Consider the following 22470-nt stretch of genomic DNA (forward strand, 5'->3'; position numbering starts at 1 on the left):
CAGGTCGGGCAGACGGGCAAGATCGTGGCGCCGCAGCTGTATGTGGCCTGCGGCATCTCGGGCGCGATCCAGCACCTCGCGGGCATGAAGGACTCCAAGGTGATCGTTGCGATCAACAAGGACCCCGAGGCGCCGATCTTCTCCGTCGCCGACTACGCGCTCGAGGCCGACATCTTCACCGCCGTGCCGGAGTTCGTGAAGGCGCTCTGAACGCCGCACGCGCCCTGAAAGCGAAAGGGCCGGCCCCGCGAGGGGCCGGCCCTTGTCACGTCGGCGGCCGGATCAGTCGATGCGGATCTTCGCCGCCTTGATGACCTGGGCCCACTTCGCGACCTCGGCCTTCTGGAACTCGGCCACCTGCTCCGGGCTCATCTGCGACGGCTGCATGCCGAGCTTGGCCAGCCGCTCCTGCATCTCGGGCTCCTGCAGGATCTTGCCGATCTCCGCGTGCAGGCGCTGCACGATCGGCTTCGGCGTGCCGGCCGGCGCAAAGACGGCCTGCCAGGACATCACCTCGTAGCCCGGCACCGTCTCGGCCACCGTAGGCACGTTCGGCATCGACGGCAGGCGCTTGGCCGAGGTGACGGCGATCGCGCGCAGCTTGCCGCTGTCAATGTGCGGGCCGGCGACGACCGTGGTGTCGAACATCATGTCCACCTGGCCGGCGAGGACGTCCTGGATCGCGGGGCCGCTGCCCTTGTACGGGATGTGGGCGACGTCGATGCCGGCCTTGCTCTTGAGCAGCTCGAGCGACAGGTGCTGCGAGGTGCCGTTGCCCGCGGACGCGGAGGTCAGCGGCTTGCCGGCCTTGCCCGCAGCGATCACGTCCCGCAGCGTCTTGTAGGGGCTGTCGGCGCGCACCACCAGCACGGTCGGGTTGGTGCCGATCAGCGTGATCGGCGTGAACGAGGTGATCGGGTCATAGCCGAGCTTCGGGTAGAGGCTGACGTTGATCGCGTGCGAGCTGACGGTGCCGCCGAGCAGCGTGTAGCCGTCGGCGGGCGCGCGCGACGCGACCTCGGAGCCGAGGCCGCCGCCCGCGCCGGCCTTGTTGTCGACCACGATCGTCGTGCCGAGCGCCGGGCCGAGCTTCTGCCCGATCAGGCGGCCGAGGATGTCGGTGGTGCCGCCCGCCGGGAAGGGGACGACGTAGGTGATGGGACGCGAGGGCCACTTGTCCTGGGCCCAGGCGGGCAGGCCGGCAGCGGCGAGGGCCAGTGCGCCGGCCGTGACGAGTGCTCTGCGGGTGCGATCCATGTCTTGTCTCCTGTGTGCGGGGCCGGAAGGGAGGCCGCCGGAGGGCGGCCGCAGCGCACGCCGCCCCGGCCCCTGTGCTGCACGCGGCGTGCGGATCGTCGAGTGTGGCCGGGATCCCGGCCACGATGCGTCAGGGCACCGCGGCGACGAGGCGGCCCTGCGTGAAGAAAGTCTGCAGGTTGTCGAACACGAGCTGCGCCATGGCCTCGCGCGTCTCGTTCGTGCCGCTGGCGACATGCGGCAGCAGCACGACGTTGTCGAGCGCGAGCAGCGCCTCGGGCACATGAGGCTCGTCCTCGAACACGTCGAGCCCCGCGCCGGCGATGCGGCGGTTCGCGAGCGCATCGACCAGCGCCGCCTCGTCGACCACCGTGCCGCGCGAGACGTTGACGAGGAAGCCCTGCGGCCCGAGCGCGTCCAGCACCGCAGCGTCCACCAGGTGGCGGGTGCCGGCGCCGCCCGCCACCGCGAGCACGAGGAAGTCGGCCCAGCGCGCGAGCTCGACCAGCGAGGGCTCGAAGCGATGCGCCACCCCGTCGACCGCGCGGCGATTCATGTAGGCGATCTCCATGTCGAAACCGGCGGCGCGCTTGGCGATGGCCTGCCCGATGCGGCCGAGCCCGACGATGCCCAGCCGCTTGCCGCTGGCTCGCGTCGTGAGCGGGAAGCGCTGATGCGGCGTCCAGTCGCCGCGGCGCACGAAGCGGTCGGCGGCGCTGATGCCGCGCGCCGCGTCGAGCAGCAGGCCCATCGCGAGGTCGGCGACGCAGTCGTTGAGCACGTCCGGCGTGTAGCCGACGGCGATGCCGCGCTGGCGCGCCGCCGCGACATCGATCTTGTCGAAGCCGACGCCGAAGCTGCTGATGACGCGCAGCTCGGGCAGCGCCGCGATCAGCGCCGCGTCGGCGCCGACGGCCGCGGACGTGACGAGGCCCGCGAACTCGCCGCCGCGTGCGGCGAGGAAGGCGGCCGGCTCGGCCTCCTGCCACAGCGGGTGCAGGTCGAAGGCCTCGGCGAGGCGCGCTTCGAGCGCGGGCAGCAGGCGGCCGTACTGGAGGATGCGGGGTTTCGTCATGGGAGTCCGATGCATTGGAAGGCTTGCGAGGGGCGATCTTCGCACCGCGGCCGTGCCCGTGCCAGGCGTCCGCCGCCCCGGCCCTCGCGGGCCGGGCCGGCGCCTCCGGTGAGCCGATTTGGGAGAGACCCCGTGGCGCCCTCCTCCCGCCGGCCCACCGTGACGGAGGCCGAGCTCAGCGCACCATGCAGGGCCGCTTCGGATCGAAGCTCCAGCCCGGGATCAGGTACTGCATCGCGGTCGCGTCGTCGCGCGCGCCGAGGCCGTGCTGCTTGTAGAGCTCGTGCGCGCGGTGCAGCGCGTCCATGTCGATCTCGATGCCCAGGCCCGGCTTCTTCGGCACCTGCACGTGGCCGTTCTCGATCTTCAGCGGCTCCTTGGTCAGGAACTCGCCGTCCTGCCAGATCCAGTGCGTGTCGATCGCGGTCACGCGCCCGGGTGCTGCGGCGGCGACGTGCGTGAACATCGCCAGCGACACGTCGAAGTGGTTGTTGGAGTGCGAGCCCCAGGTCAGGCCCCATTCGCTGCACATCTGCGCCACGCGCACCGAGCCGGCCATGGTCCAGAAGTGCGGGTCCGCCAGCGGGATGTCCACCGACTGCAGCTGGATCGCGTGGCCCATCTGGCGCCAGTCGGTGGCGATCATGTTGGTCGCGGTGGGCAGGCCGGTGGCGCGGCGGAACTCCGCCATCACCTCGCGGCCCGAGTAGCCGCCCTCGGCGCCGCAGGGATCCTCGGCATAGGCGACGATGCCGCGCATCTTGTGCCCCAGGCGGATCGCGTCCTTCAGCAGCCAGCCGCCGTTGGGGTCGAGCGTGACACGCGCGTCGGGGAAGCGTTCGTGCAGCGCCGTCACCGCCTCGACCTCCTCGTCGCCGGAGAGCACGCCGCCCTTGAGCTTGAAGTCGTTGAAGCCGTAGCGCGCACGCGCCGCCTCGGCCAGGCGCACCACGGCCTCGGGCGTCATCGCCTCCTCGCGGCGGATGCGGAACCACTCGTCGTCGGCGTCCGGCTCGGCCAGATACGGCAGGTCGGTCTTGCGGCGGTCGCCGATGTAGAACAGGTAGCCGAGCATCTCGACCGCGTCGCGCTGCTGGCCTTCGCCGAGCAGTTCCGCCACCGGCACGCCCAGGTGCTGGCCGAGCAGGTCGAGCAGCGCCGCTTCCAGCGCCGTGACGGCATGGATGGTGATGCGCAGATCGAACGTTTGCAGGCCGCGGCCGCCCGAGTCGCGGTCGGCGAAGGCTGCGCGCACCTCGTTGAGCAGGCGGTGGTGGGACGCGATCGAGCGGCCGACGAGCAGCGAGCGCGCGTCCTCGATCGTCTGGCGGATCTTCTCGCCGCCGGGGACCTCGCCGACGCCGGTGTGGCCCGAGGAGTCCTTGATCAGGACGATGTTGCGGGTGAAGAAGGGACCGTGCGCGCCGCTGAGGTTCATCAGCATGCTGTCGTGGCCGGCCACGGGCACGACGGTCAGTTCGGTGATGGTCGGTGCGCCGCGCAGTCCGGCTTCGGAGGTGGTTTGAAGCATGGTGGTTCGATTCGGGGAAAGGTGGGGAAGTCGGAGGGGCACACCGGCCGGGAGGGCGCCCCGCTCGACGCGGGGCGCCGCGGGCGGCGATCAGTCGGCGGTGATCTTGCCGGTCTCGATGACCTTCTTCCAGCGCGCGAACTCCTGCGCCTGGAACTTCGCGAACTGCTCGGGCGTGCTCGCCACGATCTCGAAGCCGACGTCGGTCATGCGCTTGGAGACCTGCGGGTCGTTCAGTGCCGTGACAAGTGCCGTGTGCAGCTTGGTCTTCACGTCGGCCGGCAGGCCCTTCGGGGCGGCCACGGCCTGCCAGGAGTAGACGTCCACGCCCTTGACGCCGGCCTCGGCCATCGTCGGCACGTTGGGCAGCACCGCGGCGCGCTTGTCGCCCGTGACCGCGAGCGCCTTGAGCTTGCCGGACTGGATGTGCTGCAACACCGCGTTGATGTTCTGGAACGAGTACTCGATCTGGCCGCCGAGCAGGTCCGAGATCGCCGGCGCGCCGCCCTTGTAGGGCACGTGGATCGCGCTGGTGCCGGTCTGCTGCCAGAAGAGCTCGGCCGTCAGGTGGTCGGAGGAGCCGTTGCCCGAGGACGCGAAGGTGGCCTTGCCGGGGTTCTTCTTCAGGTGCGCGATCACGTCGGCCACGCTGTTGCCCGGCCCGATGCTCGACGCGACGAGCACGTTGGGCGCCTGCACCGCGACGGTGAGCAGGTCGAAGTCCTTGGCCGGGTCGTACTGCACGCCGCGGATCAGGTGCGGCGCGATCACGAAGGGGCCGAGCGAGGAGACGAGCAGCGTGTAGCCGTCGGCCGGCGAGCGCTTGACCTGCGAGGCTCCGATGGTGCCGGTGGCGCCGGCCTTGTTGTCGACGACGAAGGTCTGGCCGAACCTCTCGCCGAGCTTCGGGCCGAGCGCGCGCGCCAGCGTGTCGGTGGAGCCGCCTGGCGGGAAGGGCACGAGCATCGTGACGGGCTTGTTCGGGTAGTCGTTCGCCTGGGCGACAGTAGCCATCAGGCCCAGCGTCGCGACCGACAGCAGTTGGCGGAATTTCATCTTGTCTCCTCTGCGGGATGCGCCTGCGTGCAGGCAGGGACCTCGGACGCGCCGCCGGGGCGCGTCCCGGGGATGGGCCTTACTGGGGGCCGAGCTTCTTCATCAGCGCGGCGAGTTCCTCGACCTCGGCGGGCTTCAGGTTCGACAGCGGCGGGCGCACTGGGCCCGCGCCGTGGCCGATGATCTCGACGCCGGCCTTGACGATCGACACCGCGTAGCCCTCGCCGCGGTTGCGGATCGCGAGCAGCGGCAGGAAGAACTCGTCGATCAGGCGGTTGGTGGACGCGGTGTCGCCCGCGGCATGCGCGTTGTAGAACTCGATCGCGGTCTTCGGCACGAAGTTGAAGACGGCCGAGGAGTACACCGGCACGCCCAGCGCCTTGTAGGCCGCCGCGAACACTTCAGCGGTCGGCAGGCCGCCCAGGTAGGCGACGCGCTCCCCGAGCTTGCGGCGGATCGAGACCATGCGCTCGATGTCGCCGAGGCCGTCCTTGTAGCCGATCAGGTTCGGGCAGCGGTCCACCAGGATCGCCAGCGACTCGGCCGACAGGCGGCAGGCGCCGCGGTTGTAGACGATCACGCCGAGCTTGACGCTCTTGCACACGGCCTCGACGTGCGCGACCAGGCCTTCCTGGGTGGATTCGGTCAGGTAGTGCGGCAGCAGCAGCACACCCTGCGCGCCCAGGCGCTCGGCCTCCTGCGCGTACTTGATCGCGAGCGTCGTGCCGCCGCCGGCGCCCGCGATGATCGGCATGCGGCCGCGGCACGTCTCGAGCGCGGTGCGTACCACGTCCGAGTACTCGCCCGGCTCGAGCGAGAAGAACTCGCCCGTGCCGCCGGCGGCGAACAGCGCGGAGGCGCCGTAAGGCATCAGCCACTCCAGCCGTTCCGCATAGGGTTTCGGGTTGAAGCGCAGCTCGCTGTCGAAGTCGGTGACGGGGAAGGACAGCAGTCCGCTCTCGAGAACCTGTTTCAGTTGCTGGGGGGTCATCGCGTTGCCTTGCACGGGAAAGGGCTGGAAATCGGGTTCGCCTCTGGTCGAAGCGATGTTATCGTTAACAAGACGCCATGTTAACGTTGTCAAACCGAACGTCAAGCCGTCGGCGTCTAGGGTTTGTACGGAGTCAGGCGCTGTCGCGCTCGACCATCGAGAAGCCGATGTCGACGATGCGCTCCTCGACTGCGCGGCCCTCGGCTCGCTCGACGATGAAGCGCGCGGCGGTGCGGCCCATCGCGTTGCCGTCGATGCGCACCGTGGTGAGCGCCGGGTGCAGCGCGGCGGCGTAGTGCTGGTCGCCGAAGCCCATCACCGCGAAGTCGCGCGGCACCGCGAGCCCGCGCGCCTGCGCCTCGGTCAGTACGCCGAGCGCGAGCAGGTCCGAGCTGCAGAACACCGCGTCGAAGCCCGGGTGCGCCTGCAGCAGCGCGCTCGTGCCCGAGCGGCCGCTGGCGAGCGTGGTCGGCGCCGGCACCAACCGCGTCGGCACGCCGTGGTGCGCGTCCCAGTCCATGCCGAGCTCGCGCGCCGCCTTGACGAAGCCGGCGTTGCGGCGCCGCGCCCGCGCGTCGTCGCCGCTGAGCAGCACCGGGCGGCGGCGGCCGCGCCCGTGCAGGAAGCGGCAGACCGCGGCGCCGATCTCCTCGTGCGAGAAGCCGACCAGCATGTCGATCGGGTCGTCGCTCAGGTCCCAGGTCTCGACCACCGGGATGCCGGAGGCGATCAGGCGGCGGCGTCCCTGCGGGGAATGCAGGATGCCGGTCAGCACGATGCCGTCGGGGCGGCGCCCGATCAGCGCGTCGAGCAGCGCGTCCTCGCGCGAGTCGGTGTAGCCGCTCTGGCCGAGGATGAGCTGGTAGCCCTTCTCGGCCAGCGCCTCGGTGAGCGCCTGGATCGTCTCCATGAACACCGGCCCGGCGATGGTCGGCACCACCGCCGCCACCAGCCGGCTCTTGTTCGAGCGCAGGCCGCCGGCGAGCAGGTTGGGCACGTAGCCGGTCTGCCGCACCGCCTCGCGTACGCGCTCGAGCGTTCCCGGCGAGACCTGCTCGGGCGTGTTCAGCGCCCGGGACACGGTGATCGCCGACACCCCCGCGAGGCGCGCGACGTCGACGACGGTGACGCTCGCGGGGCGCCGGTCGGCCGGGGCGCGGCGGGAGGGCTTGGCGGGCAGGATGGTGGCTTCGTCGCTCATGGGAACAGGCTTCTTCGGTCGGGGCTCAGTATCGCGCAGCGGCGCCGGGCGGCGCCGGCCGCCGCAAGCGCGGGCTCAGCGCGCGGACTCCAGCGCGCTCGCCGCATGCAGCCGCGCCAGGCTGTTGACGAGATGCACGCGCATCACGGCCTGCGCGGTGCTCACGTCCTGCTCCTCGATCGCCCGCAGGATCGCCTCGTGCTCGGCGTACAGGTCCTGCAGCACCGGCGGCAGCGCCTCGCGCAGCTCGGAAGTGCCGCTCGCCGGCCGGGAGGTGACGGTGTTCGTCAGCGCCTGAAGCACCCGCTCGATGTGCGGGCTGTGTGCGGCCCGCGCCAGCGCCTCGTGGAAGCCGCGGTCGGCATGCCGGGTGCGCTGCCCGGCGCGGATCGCCGCCTTCATGTCCGCGAGCGCCTGATGCATCGCCTCGACCTCGGGCGGCGTGCGCCGCAGCGCGGCGAGCCCCGCCGCCTCGACCTCGATCGCGATGCGCAACTCCAGCGCGAGCAGCACGTCCCGCGCGCACGGCAGCTCGATCGGCAGGCCCACCGGCCCGCGCGGCCGGGACAGGTCGGCGACGTAGGAGCCGCGGCCGTGGCGCGTCTCGATCAGGCCCTGAGCCTGCAGCCGCGCCAGCGCCTCGCGCAGCACGGAGCGGCTGACATCCAGCTCGCCGATCAGCACCGCCTCGCTCGGCAGGCGGCTGCCCGCGGTCCATTCGCCGCAGTGGATGCGCTCGGCCAGGGCCTCGTGGATGCGGGTGCTCAGGCTCTCGGGCATGGGGAACAGTCAGGCGGAGCGGTGGTGGGATGAGGGAAGCCCGCAGGCGGGTCGAACAAAAAAGGCCGCGCGGGAACGGACCATGGACCATGTTAACGTTAACAGGCCTCCTGTCAATCCGTTGCGACGCGCCTCGCTCCCTGCTCACGCCCCTCGCCCACGCGCCAGCCCGACGCCGGCAGGCGCGACATCTCACAAAAAATTAAGATGTTTCCGCCGGCTTTGTGGAAGCAGGCTTCCGCGTGCCGGCGTGCCCGCCTGCCGCGAAGCCGGGAGAGGACGCGTGCATCCTTGAGGCTGCCGTCGCGCCGCCTCTTCAGTTCCGCTGCGCGCGGCCGATACACACCCACCCCATACAGGGCAGGAGGCCGCCGGAGGCCCGGGGCTGGCCCGGGCATGGCGACTTGTGGCCGATACAAGTGAGAAGAATGCTTTGCAGGCCCACCCTTCATCCGGGTGGAACGGAGTCCTCCGGGTTTCGGCTCACGGTATGTTGTAAACGTGGTGAACAGTAACTACCCCCCTTCCGAATCCCCCTCCCCCGCGCCGCGCCGGCGCCGCCCCTGGCTCGTCGGCGGACTCTCGGTGCTCGCCGTCGCGTCGGCGGCCGGGGCGTGGCTGGCCGCCGACGAGATGCGCACCTCGCGCCTGCAGGCCAAGCGGCTGGCGCCGCTCGCGCGCGAGGTTTCCTTCCGTGTCGAGCCCGGGCCCAGCCCGTCGATCCGCTTCCCCGCCACCGGCCCCTACGACGAGCGCCTCGGCTACCGGCAGCTGCCGCAGTTCATCGAGACGCTGGTCGGCGACGGATTCCAGATCACGGCGCAGTCGCGCATGTCGCCGACGATGATCGAGCTCGCCGGCCACGGCCTCTTCCCCGCCTACCGCGAGAAGGCGCAGGCCGGGCTCGAACTGCACGACTGCCGCGGCGACTCGCTCTACGCCGCGCGCTTCCCGGCGCGCATCTACGACCGCTTCGAGTCGATCCCGCCGCTGCTGGTCGACGCGCTGCTGTTCATCGAGAACCGCGAGCTGCTCGACGGGGCCAACCCGATGCGCAACCCCGCCGTCGAATGGGACCGCCTCGCGCTGGCGGTGTTCGACCAGGCGGCGCGCCTAGTCGACCCCTCGCGTTCCGCGCCCGGCGGCAGCACGCTGGCGACACAGATCGAGAAGTACCGCCACTCGCCCGAGGGGCGCACCGACTCCGGCCGCGAGAAGCTGCGCCAGATGGCCTCGGCCTCGGTGCGCGCCTACCTCGACGGCGAGAACACGATGGAGGCGCGCCGCCGCATCGTGCTCGACTACCTCAACACCGTGCCGCTGGCCGCGCGGCCGGGCTTCGGCGAGGTCAACGGCATCGGCGACGGGATGTGGGCCTGGTACGGCCGCGACTTCGCCGAGGTCAACCGCGCGCTCGCCGCCGGCGGCGAGGAGGTCGAGATCGCCGGCGAGGCGCTGCAGCGCCAGGCGCTCGCCTTCAAGCAGGCGCTGTCGCTGATGATCGCGCAGCGCCGGCCCTCGCCCTACCTGGCGGGCAACAACCCGGTGCTCGCCGAGCTCACCGACAGCCACCTGCGCCTGATGGCCGACGCCGGCCTGATCCCGGCGGCGCTGCGCGACGCGGCGCTGCCGATCCCGCTGAAGCTGCACCGCGAGCCGCTGACCGACACCCCGCCCTCGGCCTCCGACATGAAGGCAGCCGCCGCGATGCGCGTGCGGCTGCAGGCGATGCTCGGCGTGCCGCGCGCCTACGATCTCGACCGGCTCGACCTGCGCGCCGACACCACGCTCGACCTGCAGGTGCAGCGAGCCGCGACGCAGTTGCTGCGCGGCCTCAAGGACCCCGAGAACGCCAAGGCCGCCGGGCTCTACGGCTTCCGGCTGCTGTCCGAGGGCGACGACCCCGGCAAGCTGAACTTCAGCTTCACGCTCTACGAGCGCGGCGAGCACGGCAACCTGCTGCGCGTGCAGACCGACAGCAGCGACCAGCCCTTCGACATCAACCAGGGCGCCAAGCTCGACCTCGGCTCCACCGCCAAGCTGCGCACGCTCGTCACCTACCTGGAGCTGATGGCGCAGTCGCACGAGCGCTGGAGCGGCCTCGACCGCAAGGAGCTCGCCGCGCTCGAGCTGCACCCGCGCGACGTGCTCAGCAAGTGGGTCCAGTCCTACCTGATGGACGCGCCCGACAAGAGCCTCGGCGCGATGCTCGAGGCGGCGCTGGAGCGGCGCTACTCCGCCAGCCCCGGCGAGAGCTTCTTCACCGGCGGCGGCCTGCACACCTTCGCGAACTTCGACCCCGAGGACAACGGGCGCGTGATGAGCATGCGCGACGCGCTCAAGCGCTCGGTCAACCTGCCCTTCATCCGGCTGATGCGCGACATGGTGCAGCACCTGATGCACCGCCCGCCCTCGACCAGCGCGCAGCGCGTGCAGGACCTGCAGGACCCGCTGCGCGCCGAGTACCTGAACCGCTTCGCCGACAAGGAAGGCCGCCAGTTCCTGATCCGCTTCTACCGCAAGCTCCAGGGCCGCAGCGCGAAGGAGGCCGAGGAGCTGCTGCTCGAGAACCGGCGCCCGTCGGCCGGGCGGCTCGCCGCGGTGTTCTACGCGCTCGAGCCCGAGGGCAGCACCGAGGCGCTGGCGCGCTTCATCGAGCAGCGCCTGGGCCGCGAGGCCCAGCCCGACGCCGACGAGCTCGGCTCGCTCGCCAACCGCTATGCGCCGTCGCGCATGTCGCTGACCGATCGCGGCTACGTCGCCGGCATCCACCCGCTCGAGCTGTGGCTGGCCGGCCACCTGCGCCGCAACCCGCAGGCGACGCTGGGCGAGGTGCTCGAGGCGAGCAAGGAAAAGCGGCTGGAGGTCTACGGCTGGCTGTTCAAGACCCGCCACAAGAGCGCGCAGGACGTGCGCATCCGCCAGCTGCTGGAGGTCGATGCCTTCGCCGAGATCCACCGCTCCTGGCAGCGGCTCGGCTACCCCTTCGAGTCGATCACGTCCTCGTACGCGACCGCGCTCGGCGCCTCGGGCGACCGGCCGGCGGCACTCGCCGAGCTGATGGGCATCCTCGTCAACGACGGCGTGCGCAAGCCCGTGACGCGCGTGCGCTCGCTCGCCTTCGCTCGCGAGACGCCCTACGAGACCCGCCTCGTCGCGCATCCCGGCGAGGGCGAGCGCGTGCTGCCGCTCGAGGTGGCCCGCGTCGCGCGTCGCGCGGCGATCGACGTCGTCGAGGGCGGCACCGCGCAGCGGCTCAAGGGCTCGCTGCTCGACAGCGACGGCAAGCCCGTGCCGATCGGCGGCAAGACCGGCACCGGCGACCACCGCATCGAGGTGAAGGGCCGCACGACGCGCGTCCTCAGCCGCTCGGCGACCTTCATGTTCCTGATCGGCGACCGCTACTACGGCACGATGATGGCCTACGTGCGCGAGCCCTACGCGGCCGACTACCGCTTCACGAGCGCGCTGCCCACGCAGCTGCTGAAGTCGCTGACGCCGGTGCTGCGCCCGCTGCTCCACGCGGACAGCTGCGGCGCGGTCGAGGAGCGCCGCAAGCCGGCGGACTCGACCCCGCTGCAGCGCGCCAGGGAGGCCGCCGCGCTGCCGGGCGCCGAGGTGCTGCCCGTGGCCGCCGAGGTCCCGCCCGAGGCGGCGTCGGCGCCGCGCGTGCAGCCGGTGGCGGCGCGGGTCGCCGGCTAGCGTCCCTCGGCACCGCGGCCGGGGACGGGTGGTGCAGCGTCGCGGCCGACCGCCGGGCGCGGCACGCGGCGCGGTCGCGATGCCCCTGCGGCGCCCGGGGGCCGCTGCCGCGCGCCGGGCGAACGCACCGATACTCCGTGCCGCACCACCACCTCGCCGGACTCCCCATGCGCACCTGCCTCGCCCTGCTGCTCTGCCTCCCGATCGGCCTCGCGCAGGCGCAGGACAGCAGCCGCGGCGACTGGCTGCGCAACCCGGCGATGGGCAACTACAAGGGCTACGCCGAGTTCAAGATGGGCCGCTACGAGGAGGCCCGCAAGGTCTGGGAGACGCTGGCCGGGATCGGCAACGGCGACGCGCTGTTCAACCTCGGCGTGCTCGCCGAGGACGGCCTGGGCGAGCCGCGCGACCTCCGCAAGGCCGAGACGCTCTACACCAGCGCGGCGCGCGCCGGCAACTTCAAGTCGCAGTACCGGCTCGGCCTGCTCTACAGCGCCGGCGAGCTGCTGCCGCGCGATCTCGACAAGGCGCGCGTGTTCCTCGGCATGGCCGCGCAGGCGGGCGACCGCGACGCGATCGAGCGGCTCGCGACGCTCGGGCAGCCGGCCGCCATGCTGACGCCCTTCCAGCAGGCCGAGCTGCTCGGCAGCAGCGGGCGCCCGGCGGAGGCGGCGGCGCTCTACGAGACGCTGGCGCGGCAGGGCGACCGCAGCGCGCAGACCCGCCTGGCCTGGATGTACGAGGCGGGGCGCGGCGTGCCGCGCGACCTCGACGAGGCCGCCCGTCGCTTCCAGCTCGCCGCCGAGGCCGGCGACGCCGAGGCGCAGTACGCGCTGGCCGTGATGCTGCGCACCGGCCGCGGCCGCCCCGCCGACGCCACCCAGAGCCTGCTGTGGCTGCGGCGCGCGGCGCAGCAGAAGCACCCGGCCGCCGTGTCCGCGCTGGCGTCCGAGACGGCGGCGGCCGCGCACTGAGCCCCCGGCGCGCCCTGGGCCGCCGCTCGATTTCCTCATCCTCGCTCCGGGATAGCGGGCCCTCCCGCGCCTGCCGGCGCCCTTGCTGTCACATTGCGGTTTCGATCGCGCCCCGCCCGTCCCGTCCTGCGCGATCGCCCCCTCTCCCGCCTGCCTTTCCCGTGCCCGGCGCGAGGCCCCCTCGCGGGCCCCGGCCACCCGCGGCAGGCCCGACGCCGTCTTGCCCAGCCCAGGGACCGCATCGAATGACGCTCACCGACATCGCGCCCTCCTCCCCCGACAAGGCCACCCGGTCGGCACTGCTGCTGGCAGTGGCGCGGCACGTGCTCGAGGCGTCCGAGACCGAGGGCGCCCTCGCCGAGCAGGTGTTCGCACTGATCCGCGAGCAGGTCGGTGCGGACGTCCTCTTCGTTCACCGGATGGAGCCCGACGGCACGCTGCGGCTCGTGGGCGACGCCGGCCTGCCCGACGACCTGCGCGATGCGGCGACCCGGCTGCAGCTCGCGCAGGTCCTGTGCAGCCAGGTCGCCGCCAGCCGTGAGCCGCTGGTGGCCGACGAGGCGCTGATCGCGCTCCTCGCGCCCGCGAGGGCCACCGACTTCCTGCGCCGCCTGGCCATGCGCTCCTACGCCTGCCACCCGCTGCTTGGCCGCGACGGCGGCATCCTGGGCACCTTCGCCGTCGCCAGCTCGCAACGGGACCACTTCGCCGTCGAGGACGTCGAGTTCCTCCAGACCACGAGCCACTTCCTGGCGCTCGCCTGGGACCGCCATCGCACCGAGGGGACGCTGCGCCACCGCGAGGAGCAGCTCGGGAACCTGCTCGAGAGCATCTCCGATGCCTTCTTCGCGATCGACCGCGGCTGGCGCTTCACCTACCTGAACGGCGAGGCCGAGCGGCTGCTGGGCCATGCGCGGCACGAGGTGCTCGGCAAGGGGGTGTGGGACGTGTTCCCCGACGCCGTCGGCACCGAGTTCCACCGGAACTACCAGCGCGCGCTTGCCGACGGTGTGACGGTGCGCTTCGAGGCCTTCTATCCACCGCACGAGCGCTGGTACGCAGTCACCGCCTATCCCTCGCTGGAGGGCCTGTCGGTGTACTTCCGCGACGTGACGGAGACGACGCAGGCCGGGCAGACGTTGCAGCGCACGCGCGAGCGGCTCGAGTTGGCGCAGCAGGTGGCGCGCATCGGCACCTTCGAGTGGGACATGCTCAGCAACGCCGTGCTGTGGTCGCCGGAACTCGAGGCGCTGTACGGCCTGCGACCCGGCGGTTTCGGCGGCACCTATGCGGCCTGGGCCGCCTCAGTCCATCCGGACGACCTGCGCGAGGCGGAGGAGCGCATCCGGGAGGCGCTGTCCAGCAGGGGCTTCGAGGGCGAGTGGCGGGCGGTGTGGCCGGACGGCAGCGTGCGCTGGCTGGCCGGCCGCGGGCAGGTGTTCACCGACGAGGCGGGACGGCCGCAGCGCATGGTGGGCGTCAACATCGACATCACGGAGCGCAAGCGCGCCGAGGAGGCGCTGCGCGCGGCCGACCGGCGCAAGGACGAGTTCCTCGCGACGCTCGCACACGAACTGCGCAACCCGCTCGCCCCGGTCCGCACCGGGCTGCAGATCCTGCGCCTGTCGCCCCCCGGGGCGCCGCCGGCCGCAACGGCGATCGAGACGATGGACCGACAGGTGACGCACATGGTGCGCCTGATCGACGACCTGCTCGACGTCTCGCGCATCAGCCGCGGCAAGATCGAGCTCAAGTGCGAGCGGCTGGCGCTGCGCTCGGTGCTCGACCACGCGGTCGAGGCGAGCCGTCCCTGCATCGATGCCGGCCGCCACGAGCTGAGGCTGCGCGTGCCGGCCGAGCCACTGTACCTGCACGCCGACCTGACCCGGCTAGCGCAGGTGGTGGGCAACCTGCTCAACAACGCCGCCAAGTACACGCCGGACGGCGGGTGCATCGAGCTCGCGGCCGCGCGCGAGGGCGACGAGGCGGTGATCCGGGTGAGGGACAACGGCATGGGGATTCCGCCGGAGATGCTGCCGCAGGTGTTCGAGATGTTCACCCAGATCGGCCGCACGCTCGACCAGGCGCAGGGAGGGCTCGGCATCGGGCTGTCGATCTCGCAGAGCCTGGTCGAGATGCACGGCGGGCGGATCGAGGCGCAGAGCGCGGGCATCGGCCAGGGCGCCGTCTTCACTGTGCGCCTGCCGCTCGCGCAGGACCCGCGCGCACGGTCGGGCGCCGCCGGCGCGAGGCAGGACGCGTCGCGGGACGGGCGCCGCAAGGTGCTCGTCGTGGACGACAACACGGATGCCGCCGACACCCTGGCCATGATGCTCGACCTCCTCGGCCACGACACGCGCACCGCCCACGGTGGCCCGGCCGCGCTGGCGCTGGCGCGCGAGTTCGCCCCCGACATCGTCTTCTGCGACATCGGCATGCCGGGGATGAACGGCTACGAGGTGGCGCGCCGCTACCGCGACGACCCGGCCCTCGCGCCGGCGCTGCTCGTGGCGCTGACCGGCTGGGGCAGCGAGGACGACAAGCGGCGGGCGACGGAAGCCGGCTTCGACTTCCACCTGACCAAGCCCGCCGACCTCGCGCTCGTGCAGGACCTGATCGCTCGCGGCGGCACGCCGGGCCGGCAGACGCAGGGCGGCTGAGGACGGCGGCGCAGGCCGGCCGGGCCTGCCCGGGCCCGTCGCACCTCAGCGCGGCAGCACCAGCCCTTCGTGGATCGCGATGCGTTCGAGCGCGGACTCGAACAGGCTGCGTGCCGCGCCGGTCACCTGCTGCAGGTAGGCGTGCAGCGCCGCGTCGGACGGGCCGAGCCTCTCGCACTCGGCGCTGTAGGCCTCGAAGTGCGACAGCTGCATCAGCAGCCCGGCCACGTGGCGCGGGCATTCGCAGGCAAGGGTCGAGGACAGGCCGGCGAAATCGACGAGCGTCGCGTCGTCGTAGCGGCGTGCTGCCGGGCGGCCGGTCTCGAAGCCGGGCGGGAGCGGGGCGGGCGGCGCCGGCGGCTCCGCCAGGTCCCGCAGCCACCGCGCGAGCTCGCCATCGTCCTGTGCATCGCGCAGCAGCGCCGTCCCGGCGGCCGCGAAGGCCTCGCAGGCGGCCGAGGCCGCATAGCCGTACAGCACCGCGGACCGCGCCACCGACCAGCGGCGTGCGGCCGCCTGCAGCCCGTCGAGCCCCGCCGCATGGAGGCCCGGCGCGTGCACCAGCAGCGCGTCGGCGCGCGATCCCTCCGGCGCCTGCGCCGCCTCGCCCGGCTCCCCGAAGACCGCGCAGACCTGCACCGGGCGGCCGAGACCGCGCAGCAGCGCCGGGCGCCGCAGCCGCCGCTCCAGCGCCGCGCCGACCACCACCACCTGCCAGGGCCGTGCCGCCTGCGGCGCACCTGCCTGCGCCAGCGTGCTGGCATGGGTGGCGGCGACCTGCCGCAGCTGCTCCATCTCCAGCGCCGCGAGGGCGCCGATCGCGTGGCCGTGGTCGGTCAGCTGCTTGAGCAGCGCGAGGCGCCGCACGTCGGCGGCCGAGTACAGGCGGTGCCCCGAGGGCGTGGTCGCCGGCGAGGCGACGCGGTAGCGCCGCTCCCAGATCCGCAGCGTCGCCACCGGCATGCGAAGCATGCGCGCCACGGCGCCGCTGCGGTAGCGCGGTCGCGTGTCCTCCCCGTCGGGCACGGACAGAACGGGGGGCGGATCTGGCATCGACATGGGAAAAACCTCCGGATGAATCGTTAATGAATCGGAATTGCCGGCCTTCCTTCAGCGGCAAACACGATTCACAGGCCGGATTGAATCGGCTTTTCGTACATTGCGTTTCAGGAACGCCGTTTTCCCCACTGAACCTCTCCTCCTCCCCCCATGAAGCTTGCGAAAGAATCGATGCGCGTGGCAGTGATCGGCGCCGGGATCGCCGGCATCACCTGCGCGCGCCGGCTGAGCGACGCGGGGCACGCGGTGCAGCTCTTCGACAAGTCGCGCGGAGTCGGCGGCCGGCTGGCGACGCGGCGCGTGGACAGGGTCGAGCAGGGCCTTCCCCGCACGCTCGCCTTCGACCATGGCGCCCCGGCCTTCACGGCCCGCTCGACGGCCTTCCTCCGCTTCGTCGGGGCCGCCGCCGCCGCGGGCTGGCTGGCGCGCTGGACGCCGGCGATGGCCCCCGGCGGCCACGCGGAGCCCCCCGGCGATGCGGTGCGTTGGGTGCCTGTGCCGGACATGCCGTCGCTGTGCCGCCGCCTGCTCGGCGACATGCCGGTCGCGCTGTGCTGCGAGGTTGACGCGCTGCAGCACGACGTGCACGGCTGGCGGCTCCTGGGCCGCGGGGCGACGCTGGGCCGGGACTTCGACCGGGTGGTGCTGGCGCTGCCCGCGCCGCAGGCGGCCGGGCTGCTGCTGCCGCACCGGCCGGACTGGGCGCAGCAGGCGCGGCAGATGCCGATGCTGCCGTGCTGGGCGCTGATGGGCGCCGCCGAGCCGGGCCTCGAGCCGCCGGACTGGGAGGCCGCCGCCCCCCGGCACGGCCCGCTCGCCTGGATCGCGCGCGACGAGTCCAAGCCCGGCCGCGACGCCGCCGGCGGCCTGGTGCGCTGGGTGGTGCAGGCCGGCGCCGAATGGAGCCGCGAGCACCTCGAGGCGCCGGCCCCGGGGGTGCAGGAGCTGCTGCAGGCGGCGCTGGCGGACTGGCTGGGCCGGCCGGTGCGCTGGCACCACGCCGCGGTGCACCGCTGGCGCTACGCCTCGGTGCAGCGCCAGGGCGACGCGCTGTCGGGGCGGTGCTGGTGGGATGCCGCGGCGGGCCTTGGCGTGTGCGGCGACTTCCTGGGCGGCGCGGGGGTCGAGGGGTCGTGGCTGTCGGCCCGGGCGCTGGCCGACACGATGTCGGTGGCGCATGCGATCCGCCTCGCTGCCGCGGCGCCGCGCCCGGCTGAAGCCCTGCGGGCGGTGCCGCCGCGATGAAGCCGAAGACCGGCGCGTTCAAGGGCAACAAGCGCGCCCTGCCCTGCAAGCCCTGCGCGGCCTGCGGGCGCCCGATGAGCTGGCGCAAGCGCTGGGCGGCGCCGGTCGCGGCTCACACCCCGGGTGCGGCCCCCTCGGGCGCCGGCAGCGGGAGGCGCACGACGAAGGTGCTGCCGCGGCCCTCGCCCTCGCTGTGCGCCTCGATCGAGCCGCCGTGCATCTGCACGAGGCGCTGCACCAGCGTCAGCCCGATGCCCAGGCCGTTGCGCACGCCGGGGGTGCCGCGCTCGGCCTGGTAGAACATCTCGAAGAGGCGCTCCAGCACGGCGGGCGGGATGCCGATGCCCTCGTCGCGCACCGAGACCGCCACCCCGTCCCGCTCCAGCGCCGCGCACACCTCGATGCGCCCGCCCGGCGGGGTGTACTTGGCAGCGTTGTCGAGCAGGTTCTGGAACACCTGGACCAGCCGCACCGGGTCCGCGTCCAGCTCGACCTCGTGCGGCGGCAGCCGCACGTCCAGCAGGTGCCGCTGCTGCTGGATCAGCGGCAGGCTCCCCTCGAGCGCGCCATCCAGGACGGTGCGCAGCGTGGTGCGCTCCCGGCGCAGCTCGAGCGCGTTGCGGCTCACCCGGCTCGCGTCGAGCAGGTCGTCGATCAGTCGCGAGAGGTGCCCCACCTGGCGCTGGATCGCGTCCGTGCACCAGCGCCGCCGGGCCTCGTCGTCCCCCTGGGCGCGCAGCAGCAGCGCAGCGCTGCGCAGCGCGCCGAGCGGATTGCGCAGCTCGTGCGCGAGCGTGGCGATGAAGCGGTCCTTCTGGCGGTCGACCTCGGCCAGCCCCTCCGCGAGGCGGCGCAGCATGACCTCCTGCTGCTTGCGCCCGGTGATGTCGCGCACCAGCACGGTGTGGATCTGCCGCCCGGGCAAGGGCGTCGCGCTGACCGACAGCTCCACCGGGAACAGGGTGCCGTCCTTGCGGCGCCCCTGCAGCTCACGTTCCTCGGCCGCGTCGTCGTCCCCGGCGGCCGCGGCGCCCTGCATCTCCCAGCGCAGCTCCGGCATCAGCACCGAGATGTCGCAGCCGGCCAGCTCGTCGGCGCCGTAGTCGAAGATGCGCGCGAGGGCCGGGTTGGCCGAGTCGATGCGGCCGCGGGCGTCGACCGTGAGGATGCCGTCGACCGCGGTGGCGACGATGGCGTGCAGCCGGGCCGCCGTCTCCTGCACCGCAGCCTCCGCGTCCTTGAGGGCGTGGATGTCGGTGGAGGTTCCGTACCAAGTGGTGATGCTCCCGGCGTCATCGCGCACCGGCAGCGCCCGGACCAGATGCCAGCGGTAGCTGCCGTCGGCCTGCCGCACGCGGTGCTCGATCTCGTACGGGCTGCCGTCCCGCAGCGCCTGCTGCCACCCGTCCAGGGTCCGCTGCCGGTCATCCGGGTGCAGCAGCTCCAGCCATCGCCCGGCCCCCTCGGCCTGCGGCGCGAAGCCGGGCAGCGCGCGGAAGTGGCGGTTGACGTAGAACAGCGTTCCCTGCGGGTCGGCCTGCCACACCAGCTGCGGCATCGAGTCGGCGAGCGCCCGGAAGCGCCCCTCGCTCTCGCGCAGCGCAGCCTCCGCGTGCTTCTGCTCGGTGATGTCCTGCACGGTGGCGAAGCCGCCGAGCAGCTCGCCCTGTGCGTCGAATTCCAGCTCGGCCTTCTGGCGCACCCACTTCACCTGCGAACCGAGCACGATGCGGTGCTCGATGTCGTAGGGCGCGTCGCCGGTGGCCGCGGCCTTCCAGCAGGCATCGACGCGCGCCCGGTCCTCCGGGTGGACGCGGGCCAGGAAGCGCGCGTACTCCAGCGGCCGGTCCTCCGGCACGCCGAAGATGCGGTAGGCCTCCTCCGACCAGGACCGGGTCTGGCTGCGCATGTCGAAGCGCCAGCTGCCCACGCGCGCCACGGCCTGCGCGCGGCGCAGGTCCGCCATCGCCTCCTGCAGCGCCTGCTCGGTGCGCTTGCGGGCGGTGATGTCGGCAGTGATGCCGTGCCGCACCAGCACGGGCATGCCTTCGCGCTGCTCGAGCACGAGCCGCGTGTGCACCGCGAGCCAGCGCTCGCCGCCCTCGGGCAGCATGACGCGGTATTCGATGCTCTGGCCCTCGTGGCCGGCCGGCTGCCTCCTCGCCGCGGCGAGGAACTGCTCGACCCGCCCGCGGTCCTCGGGGTGCAGCCGCGCCAGCAACGCCTCTTCCGTCTCGTCGGCCTTGTCCAGCCCGTAGTGGGAGCGGGCCCGCGCATCGAGGTGGTAGATGTTGGAGTCGAGCAGTTCGCGGCGCCAGCTCCCGAGCTGCCGCGCCTCGAGCGCCATGCGGTACTGCTGCTTGCGCTTGCGCAGTTCGCGCTCGGACTGGATGCGCTTGCCGGCGAGCATCATGAAATGGCAGAGCGTGCGGAAGAAGCCCGCCTCCTCCGGCGCGAAGCCCTCGCGCCGGGTGCTCGCGAGCGCGAAGGTGCCGAGCAGGCGCCCGTCCGGGCCGTGCAGCGGCTGGCCGAGATAGGCGCGCACGCCCATGCTGCGCAGGAAGGCGGCGTCCTGCGCACCCGCGACGAAGGGCTCGCCGAGGACGAGCGACTCGGCCAGCGACGCGCCTTCGCGCAGGACGGGCGGGACGGGGGGCAGGCCGCCTGAAGGCGGCTTCACGGCACTGCGCGCCTCGGTCGGGATGCCGAAGCCCGCCACGAACTGGACCAGGCCCTGGGGCGTGTCGGGCGGATGGTCGAAGCGGATGTCCGCGTCGAGGTGGGCACCGATGCGCTCGAGCACGGGCCGCGCCGGCGCCGCCTCGTCCTGCCCGGGCTGCAGCAGCCGGGACGACAGGTCCAGCAGCAGCGCCTGGCGCTCGGCCTGGCGCTCGAGCCGCTCCTCGTTGGCGCGGCGCGGCCGCAGGTCCCAGCCGATGACGAGCCGGGTGTCGTCCGGAAGCCGGACATGGGTCCATTCGCAGGGCACCCGCGTCCCGTCCTTCGCGCAGACCTGCGCGACGCGGAAGCCCGGCTCCGCCGCGCGCAGCGCCTCCAGCGAGCGGTGCTGCTCGGACGGGTCGTCCGGGTAGAGCCGCGCGAGGAAGCTCTCGTCGCCCGCGTCGGCCGAGCTCCAGCCGAGCACCGTCTCGAAGTGCCGGTTGACCGTCGCGCGGCCGCCCTGCGGCTCGAGCAGGCACAGCATGACGGGGATGGCGTCGAGGATGCGCTGCAGCAGTTCGCTCTCGCGCCGCAGCGCCTGCTCGCCCTCCTTGCTCGCATGGATGTCGAGGAAGGCGCCGGCCACCCGCGTCAGCCGGCCCTGGCGGTCGAACTGGCCCTTGGCCCGGTCGAGCAGCCAGCGCCAGGAGCCGTCGGGCGTGCGCACCCGGTACTCGAAGGCGTAGGCCGGGCGGTCAGGGCTCAGGCCCTCGAGCGCGCGGAAGAAGCCGGCCCGGTCCTCGGGGTGGATCAGCGAGAAGAAGTCGGTGCCGGAGTAGCCGGGCGCGAGCCCGAGCGAGCGGCCCAGGCGGCCTTGCCGGTGGACGCGGCCGCTGGCCGGGTCGTATTCGAAGATGTCGAGCCGCGCCGCGTTCAGCGCCCGGCGCAGGCGGGCCTCCTGCGGGCCGGGCGCCGCGGGGGCGTCCGGATCGCGGGCGCCGGCTTCGTCGACCATCACGACGAAATGCTGCGGGCGTCCGGCCGCGCTGCGCTGCAGGGAGAAGGACACGCGGGTGCGCAGCATGCCGCCGCTCGGCCGCAGCAGGTGCATCTCGAGCGAGACACGCGCGAGCTGGCCGCCGAGCAGCCTCAGCGCCTGGCGCCACGCCTCGTGCAGATCGTCGCGCGGCACGAGCCGCTCGATGCTCAGACCGGCGAGCTCCCGGCGGTCGCGCCCGCTGAACTCGCAGAACCGTGCGTTGGCACGCAACACCCGGCCGTCGCAGCCGACATGCGCGACGCCGAGCGGCATGGCCTCGCAAAGCTCCAGGAAGCGCGCTTCCTCTTCATTCCCGCCCGTCTCGATGGGCATCGCACTCTGTTCCATCACTGCCTGAAGCGAGGAACGTCACACCCCCTGACAAAGCGAGACATATTTCACGACGTTCCCGGGATTTTCGATTGGGATAGCGCCACTATGCCAGCAAATGCGGGTGGAACATGCGCAATGCCCCGAGGGAGCGAAGGCCCACCCCCATTCGGGGGGTGGACACGAGAAATTCCTTGGCAATCGGCCTGTGAAGGCGCAGGCGGCACACGCGCCCCCGTTTACCGCCCTGCGATTCCGGGCGTGACGGCCTCGAGGAGCAGCCGCTCGATCTCCGCCGGGTCGAGCGGCTTTGCGACATGGGCGTCGAAGCCGGCCTCCCGCGCCTTGTGCACGTCCTCGGGCCGCGCATAGCCGCTCACCGCGACGAGGCGCAGCCGCGGCCCGACGTCCGCGCGCAGCACCTGCGCCACCTCGTAGCCGCTCATGCCGGGAAGCCCGATGTCGCACAGCACCACGTCGGGCGGGCCCGCGCGCACCCGCTCGATCGCCTCGGGCCCGTCGAAGGCGACCTCGGCCCGGTGCCCCATCATCTCCAGCAGCTGCGCGAGCGAGCGGGCCGCGTCCCGGTTGTCGTCCACCACCAGCACGTGCCGGGAACGGGCAGGCGCGGCAGGCGCCGCGGGGACGACCCCATCACCGGGGGACGGCCGCGGCAAGGCCGCGAGCGGCAGGCGCAGCGTGAAGGTGCTGCCGCGCCCCGGCCCCTCGCTCGCCGCCTCGACGCTGCCGCCGTGGAGCTCCGCAATGCCCTTCACCAGCGACAGGCCGAGGCCGAGCCCGCCCTCGGTGCGCGCCAAGCTCTGCCGCAACTGCACGAAGGGCTGGAAGAGGCTCTGTTGCACAAATGGCAGCCCAGGTGGGCTGGGGGCCCTGCGCTTGACAGCCTCG

15 protein-coding genes and 1 pseudogene are annotated in these 22470 nt (G+C 72.8%); 6 read left to right on the forward strand and 10 right to left on the reverse strand.

The annotated features are described in order from the left end of the window. Positions 1-210, forward strand: a 210-nt coding sequence (locus D3A59_RS22830; RefSeq protein WP_205665260.1) for an electron transfer flavoprotein subunit alpha/FixB family protein, incomplete at its 5' end; no start/stop codon positions are given. 72 nt (positions 211-282) lie between these two features. Here the strand turns inward: D3A59_RS22830 and D3A59_RS22835 are convergent. The 7 genes from D3A59_RS22835 to D3A59_RS22865 all read right to left on the reverse strand — a co-directional run bounded on the left by D3A59_RS22835 (position 283) and on the right by D3A59_RS22865 (position 7891). Further along, entirely contained in the window at positions 283-1257 is a 975-nt protein-coding gene (locus D3A59_RS22835; protein WP_119157626.1) for a Bug family tripartite tricarboxylate transporter substrate binding protein, read from the reverse strand. Between the two features lie 130 nt (positions 1258-1387). Then, positions 1388-2332, reverse strand: a complete 945-nt coding sequence (locus D3A59_RS22840) for a 2-hydroxyacid dehydrogenase (RefSeq protein WP_119157627.1) — start codon at positions 2330-2332, stop codon at positions 1388-1390. Between the two features lie 175 nt (positions 2333-2507). Beyond that, a complete protein-coding gene (gene gudD, locus D3A59_RS22845) occupies positions 2508-3863 on the reverse strand; it encodes a glucarate dehydratase (RefSeq protein ID WP_119157628.1) in 1356 nt (451 codons plus the stop codon). A 90-nt stretch (positions 3864-3953) separates the two neighbouring features. Beyond that, entirely contained in the window at positions 3954-4919 is a 966-nt protein-coding gene (locus tag D3A59_RS22850) for a Bug family tripartite tricarboxylate transporter substrate binding protein (RefSeq protein WP_119157629.1), read from the reverse strand. Positions 4920-4998: 79 nt separating this feature from the next. Then, a complete protein-coding gene (gene kdgD, locus D3A59_RS22855; protein ID WP_119157630.1) occupies positions 4999-5910 on the reverse strand; it encodes a 5-dehydro-4-deoxyglucarate dehydratase in 912 nt (303 codons plus the stop codon). Between the two features lie 133 nt (positions 5911-6043). Continuing rightward, positions 6044-7111, reverse strand: coding sequence for a LacI family DNA-binding transcriptional regulator (locus D3A59_RS22860; protein WP_119157631.1), 1068 nt, complete (start codon positions 7109-7111; stop codon positions 6044-6046). A gap of 75 nt (positions 7112-7186) precedes the next feature. After that, positions 7187-7891 (reverse strand): FadR/GntR family transcriptional regulator, encoded by a 705-nt coding sequence (locus tag D3A59_RS22865; RefSeq protein ID WP_119157632.1) that lies wholly within the window; start codon positions 7889-7891, stop codon positions 7187-7189. 504 nt (positions 7892-8395) lie between these two features. Between D3A59_RS22865 and D3A59_RS22870 the strand changes: the two genes are divergently transcribed. The 3 genes from D3A59_RS22870 (at position 8396) to D3A59_RS22880 (ending at position 15227) form a co-directional block, all read left to right on the forward strand. Next, positions 8396-11593 carry a transglycosylase domain-containing protein gene (locus D3A59_RS22870; protein ID WP_240636177.1) on the forward strand — a complete coding sequence of 1066 codons (3198 nt, stop codon included), beginning with the start codon at positions 8396-8398 and terminating at the stop codon, positions 11591-11593. Positions 11594-11760: 167 nt separating this feature from the next. Next, positions 11761-12567 carry a tetratricopeptide repeat protein gene (locus D3A59_RS22875; protein ID WP_119157633.1) on the forward strand — a complete coding sequence of 269 codons (807 nt, stop codon included), beginning with the start codon at positions 11761-11763 and terminating at the stop codon, positions 12565-12567. A 245-nt stretch (positions 12568-12812) separates the two neighbouring features. Beyond that, positions 12813-15227 carry a hybrid sensor histidine kinase/response regulator gene (locus D3A59_RS22880; protein WP_119157634.1) on the forward strand — a complete coding sequence of 805 codons (2415 nt, stop codon included), beginning with the start codon at positions 12813-12815 and terminating at the stop codon, positions 15225-15227. 45 nt (positions 15228-15272) lie between these two features. Here D3A59_RS22880 and D3A59_RS22885 read toward each other — a convergent pair whose 3' ends face one another. Next, positions 15273-16286, reverse strand: coding sequence for a MerR family transcriptional regulator (locus D3A59_RS22885; protein WP_240636178.1), 1014 nt, complete (start codon positions 16284-16286; stop codon positions 15273-15275). A 150-nt stretch (positions 16287-16436) separates the two neighbouring features. Between D3A59_RS22885 and D3A59_RS22890 the strand changes: the two genes are divergently transcribed. Together D3A59_RS22890 and D3A59_RS22895 are read left to right on the forward strand one after the other, a co-directional pair. Next, a complete protein-coding gene (locus tag D3A59_RS22890; protein ID WP_119157635.1) occupies positions 16437-17531 on the forward strand; it encodes an NAD(P)/FAD-dependent oxidoreductase in 1095 nt (364 codons plus the stop codon). Further along, positions 17528-17620 (forward strand): annotated as a pseudogene (locus tag D3A59_RS22895) (DUF2256 domain-containing protein); the annotation flags it as partial. The gene D3A59_RS22890 and the pseudogene D3A59_RS22895, both read left to right, overlap by 4 nt. Before the next feature lie 23 nt (positions 17621-17643). Here D3A59_RS22895 and D3A59_RS22900 read toward each other — a convergent pair. Both D3A59_RS22900 and D3A59_RS26745 read right to left on the reverse strand, forming a co-directional pair. Beyond that, complete coding sequence (locus D3A59_RS22900) at positions 17644-21564, reverse strand: PAS domain S-box protein (protein WP_170162381.1); 3921 nt, start codon at positions 21562-21564, stop codon at positions 17644-17646. A 236-nt stretch (positions 21565-21800) separates the two neighbouring features. Beyond that, entirely contained in the window at positions 21801-22424 is a 624-nt protein-coding gene (locus D3A59_RS26745) for an ATP-binding response regulator (RefSeq protein WP_272868091.1), read from the reverse strand. Positions 22425-22470 lie beyond the last annotated feature (46 nt).

Source organism: Caldimonas tepidiphila (assembly GCF_003569765.1).
Taxonomy (GTDB): domain Bacteria; phylum Pseudomonadota; class Gammaproteobacteria; order Burkholderiales; family Burkholderiaceae_C; genus Caldimonas; species Caldimonas tepidiphila.

Bases quoted from the DNA above. Each gene is read 5' to 3' on its own strand.
- D3A59_RS22900 (WP_170162381.1), bottom strand. From the start codon at position 21,564: ATGCCCATCGAGACGGGCGGGAATGAAGAGGAAGCGCGCTTCCTGGAG.
- D3A59_RS22860 (WP_119157631.1), bottom strand. From the start codon at position 7,111: ATGAGCGACGAAGCCACCATCCTGCCCGCCAAGCCCTCCCGCCGCGCC.
- D3A59_RS22850 (WP_119157629.1), bottom strand. From the start codon at position 4,919: ATGAAATTCCGCCAACTGCTGTCGGTCGCGACGCTGGGCCTGATGGCT.
- D3A59_RS22880 (WP_119157634.1), top strand. From the start codon at position 12,813: ATGACGCTCACCGACATCGCGCCCTCCTCCCCCGACAAGGCCACCCGG.
- gudD (WP_119157628.1), bottom strand. From the start codon at position 3,863: ATGCTTCAAACCACCTCCGAAGCCGGACTGCGCGGCGCACCGACCATC.
- D3A59_RS22840 (WP_119157627.1), bottom strand. From the start codon at position 2,332: ATGACGAAACCCCGCATCCTCCAGTACGGCCGCCTGCTGCCCGCGCTC.
- D3A59_RS22875 (WP_119157633.1), top strand. From the start codon at position 11,761: ATGCGCACCTGCCTCGCCCTGCTGCTCTGCCTCCCGATCGGCCTCGCG.
- D3A59_RS22890 (WP_119157635.1), top strand. From the start codon at position 16,437: ATGAAGCTTGCGAAAGAATCGATGCGCGTGGCAGTGATCGGCGCCGGG.
- D3A59_RS22885 (WP_240636178.1), bottom strand. From the start codon at position 16,286: ATGTCGATGCCAGATCCGCCCCCCGTTCTGTCCGTGCCCGACGGGGAG.
- D3A59_RS22865 (WP_119157632.1), bottom strand. From the start codon at position 7,891: ATGCCCGAGAGCCTGAGCACCCGCATCCACGAGGCCCTGGCCGAGCGC.
- D3A59_RS22835 (WP_119157626.1), bottom strand. From the start codon at position 1,257: ATGGATCGCACCCGCAGAGCACTCGTCACGGCCGGCGCACTGGCCCTC.
- kdgD (WP_119157630.1), bottom strand. From the start codon at position 5,910: ATGACCCCCCAGCAACTGAAACAGGTTCTCGAGAGCGGACTGCTGTCC.